We start from the raw sequence: 12,692 nt of genomic DNA, 5'->3' as shown, positions 1-12,692 counted from the left end.
TAAGACAAACGGGAAGGGCATATCGGCAAGAACCACTTATTTTACCGTCGACGCTTCTGGAAGCCGAACCCGGCGCTGCCCGATGTGAGCGTGGTTACTCTCGTGCCATGACTACCGATCTCCTTGGCCGGACCGCCCTCGTCACCGGAGCCAGTCGCGGCATCGGCCTCGCGACTGCGGCCGAACTGCTGCGCCGGGGCGCGAACGTGCTGATCACCGCGCGTAAACCCGAACCACTGGAGGCCGCGGCCACCGAGCTGCGCGCGCTGGGCCACCAGGGTCAGGTGAGCTATCTCGCCGGCAACGCGGGCGATGCCGACGCACGCGCGGAAGCCGTGGCCAGGGCCGTCACCGAGTACGGCTCGCTCGACATCCTGATCAACAACACCGGCATCAACCCCGTCTACGGCCCGCTGATGGACGCCGATCTGGGTGGCGTCAGCAAGATCTTCGATGTGAACGTGGTGGCGTCGCTGGGCTATGTGCAGCAGGCCTACCGCGCGTGGATGGCCGAGCACGGTGGTGCGGTGGTGAACGTGGCCAGCGTCGCGGGCATCCGGTCGTCGGGGGTGATCTCGGCCTACGGCGCGTCGAAGGCGGCGCTGATCCGGCTCACCGAGGAGCTGGCCTGGCAGCTGGGCCCGAAGATCCGCGTCAACGCCGTGGCGCCGGGCGTGGTCAAGACCAAGTTCGCCGATGCGCTGTACTCCGACGACGAGGAGCGTGCCGCGAGCGTGTATCCGCTGAAGCGACTCGGCGAGCCCGAGGACGTGGCCCGGCTGATCGCATTCCTGGTGTCCGACGAGGCAGCGTGGATCACCGGTGACTGTGTGCGGGTCGACGGCGGGTTCCTGTCCACCGGCGGCATCTGAACCCACCACCTCTGAAACTCGCAGGGGCGGGCGGCGGTTCGGCGTGCCCGCCCCTGCGACGTCTCGTCAGTCCGAGGTCTCGCGACTGCCCGTCGAGACCGAAATGCTCTCCTGCGCCCGCGAGTTCTCCCGCGTACCGTCTTCGGCCCGCGCCGGGTCGGCACGCTCGGCCTCAGCTCTGGCCGCCTGCGCCCGCGCCGCCTCCGCCCGCGCGAGTGGATCCACGACGACAACCTCCTCCGACCGGGCGGCGAGCGGATCACGCACCACCACTTCACGTTTCGACCGAGCCGAGCCGCCCTCGTCCAGGCCCCACCGATCGTGGAGTCGACGCAGGAATTCCGGTGCGTACCAGTTCGCGTCGCCCAGCACCTTCATCGCGGCGGGCAGCAGGAACCCGCGCACGAGGGTGGCGTCGACGATCACGGCCAGCGGCAGGCCGATGCCGAAGGACTTCATGAAGGTGATGTCGGAGGCCAGGAAGCCGAGGAACACCAGGGAGATGAGAATCGCCGCGGCGGTGACGATACGTCCGACCCGTTCCAGGCCGAGCGCGACCGCGGTCTCGTTCTTGCCGGTCCGGTCGTATTCCTCCCGGATCCGCGACAGCAGGAACACCTGGTAGTCCATCGCGAGCCCGAAGGCGGCGGCGAACAGCATCACGGGGACGGTAGCCGACAGGTCTCCGGTGACGGTGAAACCGAGCACCCCGGACAGATGGCCGTCCTGGAAGATCCACACCAGCGCACCGAAGGTCGCGGTCAAACTCAGCGCGCTGAGGATCACCGCCAGCACCGGCAGCACCACGCTGCCGGTGAGCGCGAACAGCACGATCAGCATCATGATCACCACGAAGCCGAGCGCCCACGGCAGTGCGTTCTCGATCGCGGCGACCGAGTCGGTATTGGCGGCGGCCACGCCACCGACCAGCAACTCGCTCGGTGTCCGCACCGCGCGCACCTGCTCGACCAGGTGCGCCAGGGCGTCGCTGTCACCGGTGGTCGGCACGATCGACAGGTAGACGGCCTTCTCGACCCGGAACCGCGCGTTGGCCGCGGTGGGTTCGAGGAGCAACCCGCCCTGGGCATAGCTGCCGGTGGCGGTGTCGACGCGGCGGACGTTGTCCAGGTCGGACATGTCACGCGCGATGGTGTCGAGTCCCGCCGCACTGTAAGCGCTGTCGGGCAGCACGGCGACGAGGGTGTGCTGGTCGCTCTCGCCGAAGTCGCGCGCCACGATCTCGGTGACCTGACGGGAGTTCATCGATTCCGGCAGTGTTCGTTCGTCCGGGAATCCGAGTTTCACGCCGAGGAACGGCGCACCGAGCAGGAGCAGCAGCGCGGTGACGGCGAGTCCGATCGAGATCGGCTTGCGCATCACGGCCGTGGCCAGCTTGTGCCAGGCGCCTTCACCCGGGGCGGGACGCGGCGCGCGCAGGAACCACCAGCCGAGCTGCCCCTTGTCGATGCGGGTGCCGATCAGCAGCAACGCGGCGGGCAGCGCGGTGAGCGACACCAGCGCGGCCAGTGCCGCGACGACGATGCCCGCGTAGCCCATCGACCGGATCGCCAGCAGCGGGAAGAACAGCAACCCGGCCAGCGCCACCGCGACGGTGAGCGCGGAGAACGCGACGGTGCGGCCCGCGGTGCGCAGGGTGGTGGCCACCGCGCCCGCCGGCGTGCGGCCCTCGGCCAGTTCGTCGCGGTAGCGGCTGACGATCAGCAGGCTGTAGTCGATGGCCAGACCGAGGCCGAGCAGCGTCGCCACATTGGCCGCGGTGACGGCCAGCGGCGTGAACAGGGTGAGCAACCACAGCGCGCCCATCGTGGTGAGCACGGTGCCGATCGCGACGAGCAGCGGCAGGCTCGCGGCGACCAGGCCGCCGAAGACGAACAGCAGCGCGATCAGGGTGAGCGGGAACGCGATGGCCTCGCCCTTGGCGATATCGGTCTTGCTCTGCTGCACCGTCTCGTGCATGAGCATGGCGAATCCGCCTGCCCTGACCTGCAACGATCCTTGTTTGCCCGTCAACTCTTCGGAGATGGCGGTGACGCGTTGGTCGATCTCGCGTTCGCTGCCGAGCACGCTGGCGACGATCAGGCCCTGCTTGCCGTCGACACTGCGCAGCGCGGGCTGGTGGGAGGTCCAGTACGACATCACCTCGGTGACACCGGCCCGTTCCTGCAGGTTGGCGACCAATGCCGTTGCCGCCGCGGTGGATTCGGGGTCCTCGACCGAGGACTCGGTTTCCACCAGCAGCAGCAGGTTCGGCGGCGCCTGCCCGAACTCGGTGCCCAACACCTCCAGCGCGCGGCTGGATTCGCTCCCGGAGTCGGTGTATCCGCCGCCCTCCACCCGCTCGAACAGCGTCGCGCCCAGTGCGCCGAGCACCACTGCGAGCACCGCGAAAACGCCGAGCACCCAGCGACTGCGCCGCCTGGTGAATTCGAACACCGGATTGTCCCCTAACTCGTCACACCATCGCGCGAGGCGCATATCGACGTGCGGGGGCTCGGAGTAGTTCCGGCCGTCCCGCCTCGTCGGCCCGATCCTGTTGGCGGGTCGGCGCGTTCGCGTGGCGATCGTAGCAACTTCGTGGCGGCACCGCCGGGCCTCTGGCACACCCTTGTTCGTCCGGTCGGCGACGGGTCTCGGCGTCGGCTACCGACGAGCCGCGCCGACGACCGAGGTCACGACAGTGCGGCGCAGATTCGGCGGAAGATCGGCGAACAGCGCGCGCATCGCGGCGAGAGTGCCACCGAGGTCATCGAGGCCGGACAGATAGCAACGTTGCAGGTGCGCGGGCAAACCGAAGAACGTCTCGAAGAAGACCGGTACCTCGCGCGGCGGCAGAGCCAGCACCGCGCGCAATCCGGCGCGGCGCAAGGCCGCCACGGCCCGCGCGCTGGGCGTCCACACCGCGCCACCCGCGACAACGGTGTCGGCGGCGGCGAGAGCGGCGGCGACGCTGTACCCGGTCGCGGGGTGGGTCAACCCACCGGCCGCACCGAATCTGCCGCGCCCCGGCATGCCGCCCTGTACCGGAAACCGCACCCGTTCAACGGGTTCGGCCCCGGTGAGCGCGATCCCCCGCACCCGCAACCGATGTTCGAGTCGGCGTCGCAACACGTCCGGCGCGAGCGCGGGTCGCCCGGCGAGGCAGGTCTCCTCGAACAGCACGGTGTCGGCGCTCAGCGGTATCGCGTACAGAAACGACGGTGGCTCGTCGGGATCGGCCCCGTTGTCGGCCCGCCAGTCCATGAACAGTGTCGGCTCGAGTCCCGTACGGTCCACGACCACCCCATAGGCGGTCTGCTCGGCGCGACGCGGCGACCGGGCCAGCCCCCGCGCGTCCACCACCTGCCCGGTACGGGTCAGCCCACCCGCCGTCCGCACCGAGCGTGTGTTCACCTCCACAGCGCGGTCCGCGATCACGGTCGCGCCGTGCAGCGTCAACGACGACTGCAGCGCCGCCGTATCGAACACCTGATAGGTGCGATCGATCCGATGCTCGCGCACCGCCCACGCCGTCGGCTCGTCGATCGCCGCCGCGACCACGCCGGCATCGAGCCACCCGGGCAATTCATCGACCCACGCCGCATAGGTCGGCGTCCATACCCGGTCCGGGCGTGGATCGATCACAGTGACGTCGCGCCCGGCCGCCAGCGCACGATGGGCAACGGCCCGGCCCGCCGGCCCGATCCCGCACACGATCACCTCGACACCCACTCGGCAATTGGATCAGACGCAACGATTTCAAGCACCGCCGGATCACAGGCGGGCACCTATTGGAGATCGCTTGCTCGCCCCGGCGCGACATTTCGACCATGATGGGTGGATGAGATCGATCTGGAAGGGCTCGATCGCTTTCGGGCTCGTCAATGTCCCGGTCAAGGTCTATACCGCGACCGAGGACCATGACATTCGGTTCCACCAGGTCCACGCCGAGGACGGGGGCCGGATCAAATATGACCGGGTCTGTCAGGTGTGTGGCAAATCTGTGCAGTACTCCGATATCGACAAGGCCTATACCTCGCCGGACGGTGAGCAGGTGGTACTGACCGACGCCGATTTCTCGAAACTGCCCGCGGCGGAGAAACACGAGATTCCCGTGCTGGAATTCGTGCCGTCCGATCAGATCGACCCGGTGCTGTTCGACAAGAGCTATTACCTCGAACCGGATTCCACGACGCCGAAGGCCTATCAGTTGCTGGCGGCGACCCTCGAACGCATCGACAAGACCGCGCTGGTCCATTTCACACTGCGCCAGAAGACCCGGCTGGCCGCCTTGCGCGTGCGTGACGGTGTGCTGGTCCTGCAGACGCTGCTGTGGCCCGACGAAGTGCGGGCGGTCGAATTCCCGTCGCTCGACGACGCACCCGCCCCGCGCCCGCAAGAACTGAAGATGGCCGAAACTCTCGTCGAGTCGATGTCAGGAGATTTCGACCCGTCCGAATACACCGACGAATACCAGATCGAATTGCAGAAGCTGCTCGACGAGGCGATCGCCAGCGGCACCGTCAAGGTCGAGCCCGCCGCCGAGACAGCGCCCGCCGAACAGGCGGATGCCGAAGTCGTGGATCTGGTCGCCGCGCTGCAACGCAGTCTCGAGACCAGCGGGCGCCGCGAAGCCGCCCCGGAGAAGAAACCCGCGAAAAAGGCCGCCAAGAAAGCCGCACCGCGCAAAGCCGCCGCGAGCAAATCCACCGCGTCCAAGACCGCTGCCCGCAAAGGCGCGTAGGGCACACTGGCGCTATGGACACCGCCATCGCTGTCGTGCCGATGGGTTTGGGACACCTGCGTCAAGTCCTCGACCTCGGCCATCAGGTTTTCGACACCACCATCAAGCCGTACACGTCGTGGTCGCTCACGGCCGTCGCCGAGCACCTCGACAGCCCCGACAACGCCTGCTGGGTGGCCCTGGATTCCGACCGGGTGGTCGGGTTCGTCCTCGGGTCGATGGAGTTCGAGCATCGCGACGACTGGGCGTATCTGGAATGGATCGCGGTAGCCCCCGATATGCAGGGCCACGGGATCGCGCGGCGGCTGGTGAACGTGTGCTCGGAGGCGTTGTTCGCCCGCGGCGCCCGCCATATCGTCACCGATGTCGAGGACCGCAACAGCGCCTCGGCCGCGCTGATGACCAGCAGCGGATTCGTGCCCGCCGCGACCGTCACCCTGCTGGTGCGGCCCAACCCCGCTGCCCCCGACGACGATGCCGCCCTGCCGCCGATCACCAAACGCGATCTCGTCCGCCGCGGCAGACTGTCGGTCGAGCACCCGCTGCGCTGACCCGCTGCCGGAGCACCTCGAGCGCATCAACCCTGGTCGGGCCTGTTCTCGGCGGGCGGCTCCTACGCCGCGAGACGAGCACGACGGCGCCGAGCTGACTGTGGTGGCCGATATGTGGTCGCCCGCGTGCACCGTGATCCGCACCCCTGCACCTGGAGACCACCGTGCCGGGGGTGTTCGCGACTACTTGCGGAACTTCGTTTCCAGCTCGCGCAGCGTGGCTTGCAGATCGGCGGCGTCGTTGGTCTTGAAGATTCCCGCGTAGCCGGTCTCCGCCTGGACCGCGGCCACCACCTCCGGATCATGGTAGAGCTGCGCGAGTTTCAGGTAGGTGGGGTTGTCCTTGTCGGCCGCCCGCGCGGCGAAGACGTTGATGTACTGCTTCAACTCCGGACGTTCCGGGTCGTCGGTGTAGATGACCTGCTGCTGGGTCAGGCCGGCGGGCCCGGCGAACGTGTCGTCGACGAACGCCGCGTCGACGCTGTCCAACGACTGCGCGGTGAGCGTCGGATCGATCGTGGTGAGCCGCACCTTCGAAGCGCCGGTGTCGACGTCGTCGATCGTGGAGTCCCAACTCGCGCCACCCTTCAGCACGATCAACCCCGCCGCCGACAGCCCGAGCAGGGGGCGGACCTGTTGCGCCGGATTGTTGCTGAGCGTGATCTGCCCGCCCCGCGGGATCTCGGCGACCGAAGTGTGCTTCGTGGAGTACAGGGTGAGCGGGAAGATCTCGGTCGCGCCGATCGGCACGATCGTGTCGTTGCTGGCCACGTTGTAGTTGGCCAGGTACCGCACGTGCTGGAATTTGTTGAGGTCGACCTGTTTCTGCGCCAGCGCCGGATTGGGCTGCTTGTAGTCGGTGAAGTTCACGTACTCGACGGTGATGCCCTGCTCGGCCGCCTTGCGTTTGTACACCTCCCAGTGCGGTTGTGCGATGTCGTTCACACCGATTCGCACCACGCCGTCCGGGTGGTCTTGCCCACAGCTCACCGCCCCTGTTGCCAGCGCGACCAGGACCGGAATCGCCAGCAGACGGCGCAGGATTCGCATTGTCCGCAAGTTAGACGGGCGTCCCAGTGTTTGCGAGGATTTCGCTCATGGCAAGTCAAACCGTTGTCGGCGGGTAGGGCCGACAGCTTGGATGGCCGAGTTCATCTTCTGCTAGCAATTCGGGAGTACAAGTGAAATTCCGTCGGACACTGGCGATCCCAGTGCTGATAGCAACCGCGGCCCTCACCCTGACCGCGTGCGGTTCCGATGACGACGCGTCGGGCACGGTTGTGCGGATCGGCACCACCGACAAGGACAAGGCTTTCGAGGTCTTCGAACAGAAGGCCAAGGAGCAGGGCATCACGCTGAAGGTCACCAATTTCTCCGATTACAAGCAGCCGAATACGGCGCTGTCGCAGAAACAGATCGACCTCAATCTGTTCCAGCATCTGCAGTTCCTCGGCCAATACAACGTGGCGAGCTCGGACACGCTCACCCCGATCGGCTCGACGTATATTGTCCCGCTGGGCCTTTACTCGAAGAAGCACAAGGCTCTCGCCGATATCCCGGCCGGTGGTGAGATCGCGATCCCCAACGATCCGACCAACCAGGCGCGTGCGCTGTTCGTACTGCAGGCCGCCGGCTTGCTGAAGATCACCGGCACCTCGGTCCAGCCGACACCCGCCGACATCGACAAGGCCGCGTCCAAGGTGCGGGTGACTCCCGTCGATGCCGCCCAGACCGCGTTGTCGCTGCCCTCGGTCGACGGCTCGGTGATCAACAACACCTTCCTCGACCGATCGGGCGTCGACCCGAAATCGGCGCTGTACAAGGATGATCCGAAGAATCCGGCCGCCGAGCCGTACATCAATGTGATCGTCAGCCGCGCCGAGGACAAGACGAATCCGACGTATCTGAAGCTGGTCGAGATCTGGAAGGACCCGGCCGTGGCCACCGCGCACGCCGAAACCACCAAGGGCACCGCGGTCGCGGTGAACCGTCCCGGCGCCGAGCTCGAGCAGATCCTGGACCGGGTGCAGCAGGGCATCCGCACGGCCAAGTGAGTGCCGGCCCCGCCGCCGTCGAATTCCGTTCCGTCACGAAGATTTTCGGCAGCGGCGACGCTCGGCACACCGCACTGGACGGTATCGACCTGCGGATCGAACCGGGTGAGATCTTCGGCGTCATCGGATACTCCGGAGCGGGCAAGTCCACGCTGGTCCGGCTGATCAACGCGCTCGACAAGCCGACTTCGGGCACCGTCACGATTTCCGGCACCCCGATCACCGGGGTGCCGGAGTCGGCGGTGCGCAGGCTGCGTCGCGATATCGGCATGGTGTTCCAGCAGTTCAACCTGTTCCGCTCCCGCACCGCTGCGGGCAATATCGAGTACCCACTGAAGGTCGCGGGCTGGAAACGGGCCGAACGCAAGGCCCGCGTGGCCGAACTGCTCGACTTCGTCGGGCTCACCGACAAGGCGCGCGCCTACCCCGATCAGCTCTCGGGCGGGCAGAAGCAGCGGGTCGGGATCGCCAGGGCATTGGCGACCTCGCCCTCGCTGTTGCTCGCCGACGAGGCCACCTCCGCGCTGGACCCGGAGACCACGGGCGAGGTGCTGCGCTTGCTGAAGAAGATCAATGCCGAACTCGGGGTGACCATCGTGGTGATCACCCACGAGATGGATGTGATCCGCGCGGTCGCCGACCGGGTCGCGGTGCTCGCCGAGGGCCGGATCGTCGAATTGGCCTCCACCTTCGATGTTTTCGCCGCGCCGCAGGCCGCGCCGACACGGTCGTTCGTGGCGACCGTGCTGCACAACCGGCCCGACGCGTCCGAGCTGGATCGGTTGCGCGAGCTCCACGGGGGCCGGTTGGTCACCGTCGACATCGACGACCACAGCGGTCTGGGGGCGGCGCTGGCCGCCGCTACCGCCGCCGACGTGCGCTTCGAGATCGTCTACGGCGGGGTGAGCACGTTGCAGGACAAGACATTCGGCAGTGTCACCCTGGCGCTGCACGGGCCCGATGCCGCGCTGGATCGCGTTGTCGCCGACCTGGAACGGAAGGCGGGCTGATGGAGACCAACTGGGAGAAGCTGCGGCCCACGCTGTTCGAGGCGATCGGGACCACCGTCTATCTGGTCGGCGTGACGTTCGTCGTCGCGGGGTTGATCGGGCTGGTGCTCGGGACCGCGCTGTACACGACCCGCAAGGGTGGCCTACTGGCGAACGGGCCGATCTACTTCGTGCTGAATGTGATCGTCAATGTGGTGCGCCCTATTCCGTTCATCATCCTGCTGGCCGCGCTCGGCCCGGTCACGCTGGAGGTGGTGGGCACCACGATCGGCTCCGAGGCGGCGTTGTTCGTGATGATCGTCGCGGCCTCGTTCGGGATCGCGCGGATCGTGGAACAGAACCTGGTGACGGTCGACCCGGGTGTGATCGAGGCCGCGCGTGCGGTCGGGGCGGGACCGCTGCGGATCATTCTCACGCTGATCGTTCCGGAAGCGTTGGGGCCGTTGATTCTCGGCTACACGTTCGTGGTGATCTCGATCGTCGATATCTCCGCGATGGCGGGCACCGTCGGCGGTGGCGGGCTCGGCGATTTCGCCATTGTCTACGGGTATCAGCAATTCCAGTGGCAGGTCACCATCGTGGCGGTGCTGATCATCATCGCCGGTGTACAGGGAGTGCAGTTCTTCGGCAATTGGCTGGCCAGGAAAGTACTGCGCCGCTGAATCCAGCAGGGGCACGAACCTATTCGGTCCGTGCCCCTGCTGCTTCGCGTTTCGCTACACGTTCGCCGTGCACGCGGACAGGATGACACTCGCCGCACGCGGCGACGCCGAACCCGGATCCGGGAACGGGGCCGCACTGATACCGAGCACGTCCACCGCGGAGCGCTCGGCGGCGTCCAGGGAGTGATCCCACGACCAGCCGAAGCGGTAGTCCGCGCCTTGGGCCACCGCGCCGCACGCATTGCGGAATTCGACGACGACCTGGCAGTCGCGCACGCCGCACTCATCGAGCGCGGCCTGGCTCGCCGCAGCCCAGCTGCCGTAGTTCACCGCCGAGGCCACCACGGCGCGACCCGACGACAACGCCAGCGCCCCGTACAGGTCACCCGACGCGGTCTCGAATCCACCGTCGCGCGATACCGCCGTGTACCCCGGAGCCTCGGCGATCGCCACACCACTCTCCCCCGCGGCCGCGGGCCCGGCGTTCACCACGGTGAACGCCGCCACCGCGGACAGCGCGGCCACACCAAGGGCATATTTGCCCACAACAGACATCAGAGATTCTCCCCGTCGAAATACCGACTCCGTGCCTCGAAGCCGAACCAATCATGAACGGCGGCCGACTTCCCCGGAAATAGCTTTCCGGCATCGCCGCGACACCGTTCAGCGAACCTGTCATAGCGCCGAGACATTTCCGGCCACAACAGTTCTCGCTTGTCGAAACGCCCGATTCCTCCCGAACCGTTCGTCTGCCACAGACTAACAACGCCCACCGACAAGTAGCGATGGACCGCTATCTACCGGCGAACCAACTCGTCCCGCGCCCGCATCAACGCGAACCCGAGCAGATTGAGTCCCTTCCAACGCACGGGATCCAGCGCACCCGAATCATCGGCGGCCATCCCGATCCCCCAGATCCGGTCCACCGGGCTGGCTTCGACGAGCACCCGCGCGCCGGTACCGACCAGATATTCCCGCAGCGCGACATCCTGCCCGAACTTGGCCACGCTCCCGGCGACCACGATGTCGAATCGCGTTCGCTCCCAGATATCTTCGTCGAAGTCACGGATCTGCCTGCCGAGCTTCTTCGCCTGGCTCGGATGGCCGACCTCGAGGATCTTCGCCGCGGTAGCCGCGTCCTCGAACAGCATCGCCTTGCGCCACATCATGTAGTGCTCGGCACTGGCGAATTCCACACCGTCGACAACGAATGTCGCCGGCCACCACTGACTCAGGCTGCTCGAGCCGATCGTCCCGTCGCGACGTGGGCTGTGCCCCCAGAACGCCAGGTACTTCGGCGACGCGCCCTGCTCGATCGCTCGACACAACTGCTCTACCGACTCGGCGGTCATCACCCCTCCTAGTTTTGGTCTATATAACCATAGAACGAAACCAGGTTCACTGTATTTCTCGATGCGCCGTCCGGTGTTCGCTTGGCGGAGTGCGGGATCGGCGCTCGAAAGCCCCGGCATCGCGACAACTTCAGGGTCGCGGCGCCGGGGACCGAGGTGGGGTTCAGGCCGAGCGGATGCCGTCCAGGTCGGAGTAGGGATGGGGGGCGGGGCGCCGGGGAATTCTGGCTTCGGTGACGGTGGAGTGGGGGGCGGGGCCGGTGTGGAAGCTGCGGGCGATCATCGAGGAACGCAGTTGCCACAGGCCCGAGGACTGGGCCGGGTCGAGGCCGGTGAGTTGAGCTACCCGGCGCAGGCGGTAGTCGACGGTGTTGGTGTGGATGTGCAGCAGCCGGGCGGTGCGCTGGCGGTTCATGTTGTTGGCGATGTGCACGCGCAGGGTTTCGTAGAGCTCGGGGTGGTTGTCGAGGGGGGCGAGGAGTTCACCGAGCCGGGCGCGACCGGGGCCGGGTCGGGTGAGCTGGTACTCCAGGGCCAGGTCGCCGAAGCGGTAGAGGCCGGGGGCGCTGTCGAGACGCTCCACCATGTCCAGGAGTTCGTGGGCGCGCTGGGCCGCATCGGGGATCTCCTCCGTGGCCGCGGGCACCAGAGCCGCGGTGATGTCGACATGCGCGGCCCGCGACAGCGCTTCGACCAGTGCGTCGAGCTGCTCCCCGACCAGCAGATCGGCGGGGATCAGCAGCGTGCCGCCGTCGACCGACAGCAGCGACAGCACCTGCTCACCGCACCGATGCGCCAACGCCGTTTGCACCCTGCGCAGCTTGCGCCGGGCCACCACCGCACCGTTCACGCGCGGGTCGCGCTCGTCGGGGTGCGCCCCGATCGAGAGAGCGAGCACCGAATACGCGTCGGAGACGGTGATGCCGACCTCGCGGGCCATGGTGACGGTCGACTGACCCGCCAGCAGTGCCGAGGTGAGGGTGTGCACCGCCGTGTGATGTTCGCCGACGGCCTCGCGGTGCTCACGGATGTAGGAGCGAGTCACCGTGGTACACAACAGGTCCGAGATCTCGACGACCCGGCGGAAGCCGTGGATCAGACTCGCGCGATCGACATCGGCCACCCCGTCGTAGACCGCGTCGAAGGAGAGCCGGAAGCCCTCGTGGAAAGCGTGCAGGATCGTGTCGATCGGCACGCCTTCGCGCGCCCAGCCCGCCGCCGCCACCGCGAGCCGGTTCAGCTTCACCTCCTCGTCGCGGCCGTCCAGCATGCCGCCGACGATTTCCAGGCACATCCGGGTGACCGAGGTGACGTCGCCGGCGATCACATCGCCGGGTAGCGTCCGGCAAGTCGCGACATTGTCGACGAAGTGACCGACCAACCGGCTGGTCATCGTCCGGACATCGCGCAGGGGCTGCCACAGGGCCGTCTCGTCCAGTGGGATCGTCAT

12 protein-coding genes are annotated in these 12,692 nt (G+C 67.2%); 6 read left to right on the top strand and 6 right to left on the bottom strand.

Annotation, left to right across the window (positions count from 1 at the left end; translation table 11 throughout):
* The first annotated feature begins 107 nt into the window (after positions 1 to 107).
* Positions 108 to 872 (top strand): SDR family oxidoreductase, encoded by a 765-nt coding sequence (locus ACFVVI_RS03905; protein ID WP_387443021.1) that lies wholly within the window; start codon positions 108 to 110, stop codon positions 870 to 872.
* A 66-nt stretch (positions 873 to 938) separates the two neighbouring features.
* Here the strand turns inward: ACFVVI_RS03905 and ACFVVI_RS03900 are convergent, their stop codons facing one another.
* Together ACFVVI_RS03900 and ACFVVI_RS03895 are read right to left on the bottom strand one after the other, a co-directional pair.
* Positions 939 to 3,326, bottom strand: a complete 2,388-nt coding sequence (locus ACFVVI_RS03900; protein WP_387443018.1) for an MMPL family transporter — start codon at positions 3,324 to 3,326, stop codon at positions 939 to 941.
* A 207-nt stretch (positions 3,327 to 3,533) separates the two neighbouring features.
* Positions 3,534 to 4,601, bottom strand: a complete 1,068-nt coding sequence (locus ACFVVI_RS03895; protein ID WP_387443015.1) for a lycopene cyclase family protein — start codon at positions 4,599 to 4,601, stop codon at positions 3,534 to 3,536.
* 109 nt (positions 4,602 to 4,710) lie between these two features.
* On the opposite strand from ACFVVI_RS03895, the gene ACFVVI_RS03890 reads away from it, so the two are divergent.
* Together ACFVVI_RS03890 and ACFVVI_RS03885 are read left to right on the top strand one after the other, a co-directional pair.
* Positions 4,711 to 5,613 carry a Ku protein gene (locus ACFVVI_RS03890; protein ID WP_387443013.1) on the top strand — a complete coding sequence of 301 codons (903 nt, stop codon included), beginning with the start codon at positions 4,711 to 4,713 and terminating at the stop codon, positions 5,611 to 5,613.
* Between the two features lie 14 nt (positions 5,614 to 5,627).
* On the top strand, positions 5,628 to 6,164 hold the full coding sequence (locus tag ACFVVI_RS03885; RefSeq protein ID WP_378627132.1) for a GNAT family N-acetyltransferase: 537 nt from the start codon (positions 5,628 to 5,630) through the stop codon (positions 6,162 to 6,164).
* Between the two features lie 183 nt (positions 6,165 to 6,347).
* Here ACFVVI_RS03885 and ACFVVI_RS03880 read toward each other — a convergent pair whose 3' ends face one another.
* Positions 6,348 to 7,214, bottom strand: a complete 867-nt coding sequence (locus ACFVVI_RS03880; protein WP_387443010.1) for a MetQ/NlpA family ABC transporter substrate-binding protein — start codon at positions 7,212 to 7,214, stop codon at positions 6,348 to 6,350.
* A 131-nt stretch (positions 7,215 to 7,345) separates the two neighbouring features.
* On the opposite strand from ACFVVI_RS03880, the gene ACFVVI_RS03875 reads away from it, so the two are divergent.
* The 3 genes from ACFVVI_RS03875 to ACFVVI_RS03865 are packed head-to-tail and all read left to right on the top strand — an operon-like array spanning position 7,346 to position 9,890.
* Positions 7,346 to 8,218: a MetQ/NlpA family ABC transporter substrate-binding protein gene (locus ACFVVI_RS03875; RefSeq protein ID WP_379315017.1), complete on the top strand. Its 873-nt coding sequence runs from the start codon at positions 7,346 to 7,348 to the stop codon at positions 8,216 to 8,218.
* Complete coding sequence (locus tag ACFVVI_RS03870) at positions 8,215 to 9,228, top strand: methionine ABC transporter ATP-binding protein (protein ID WP_378995335.1); 1,014 nt, start codon at positions 8,215 to 8,217, stop codon at positions 9,226 to 9,228. The genes ACFVVI_RS03875 and ACFVVI_RS03870 overlap by 4 nt, the downstream gene beginning before the upstream one ends.
* Positions 9,228 to 9,890, top strand: a complete 663-nt coding sequence (locus ACFVVI_RS03865) for a methionine ABC transporter permease (protein ID WP_378656069.1) — start codon at positions 9,228 to 9,230, stop codon at positions 9,888 to 9,890. Before ACFVVI_RS03870 ends, ACFVVI_RS03865 begins: the two co-directional genes overlap by 1 nt.
* A gap of 54 nt (positions 9,891 to 9,944) precedes the next feature.
* Here ACFVVI_RS03865 and ACFVVI_RS03860 read toward each other — a convergent pair whose 3' ends face one another.
* The 3 genes from ACFVVI_RS03860 to ACFVVI_RS03850 all read right to left on the bottom strand — a co-directional run bounded on the left by ACFVVI_RS03860 (position 9,945) and on the right by ACFVVI_RS03850 (position 12,692).
* A complete protein-coding gene (locus ACFVVI_RS03860; protein ID WP_387443006.1) occupies positions 9,945 to 10,445 on the bottom strand; it encodes a DUF4189 domain-containing protein in 501 nt (166 codons plus the stop codon).
* Positions 10,446 to 10,687: 242 nt separating this feature from the next.
* Positions 10,688 to 11,242 (bottom strand): NADAR family protein, encoded by a 555-nt coding sequence (locus ACFVVI_RS03855; protein ID WP_387443003.1) that lies wholly within the window; start codon positions 11,240 to 11,242, stop codon positions 10,688 to 10,690.
* A gap of 163 nt (positions 11,243 to 11,405) precedes the next feature.
* Positions 11,406 to 12,692, bottom strand: coding sequence for a PucR family transcriptional regulator (locus tag ACFVVI_RS03850; RefSeq protein WP_378989115.1), 1,287 nt, complete (start codon positions 12,690 to 12,692; stop codon positions 11,406 to 11,408).

This window comes from Nocardia sp. NPDC058114, from assembly GCF_042884695.1.
Taxonomy (GTDB): domain Bacteria; phylum Actinomycetota; class Actinomycetes; order Mycobacteriales; family Mycobacteriaceae; genus Nocardia.
The sequence above is the reverse complement of the archived record's forward strand: the minus strand, read 5'-3'. Positions and strand labels throughout refer to the sequence as shown.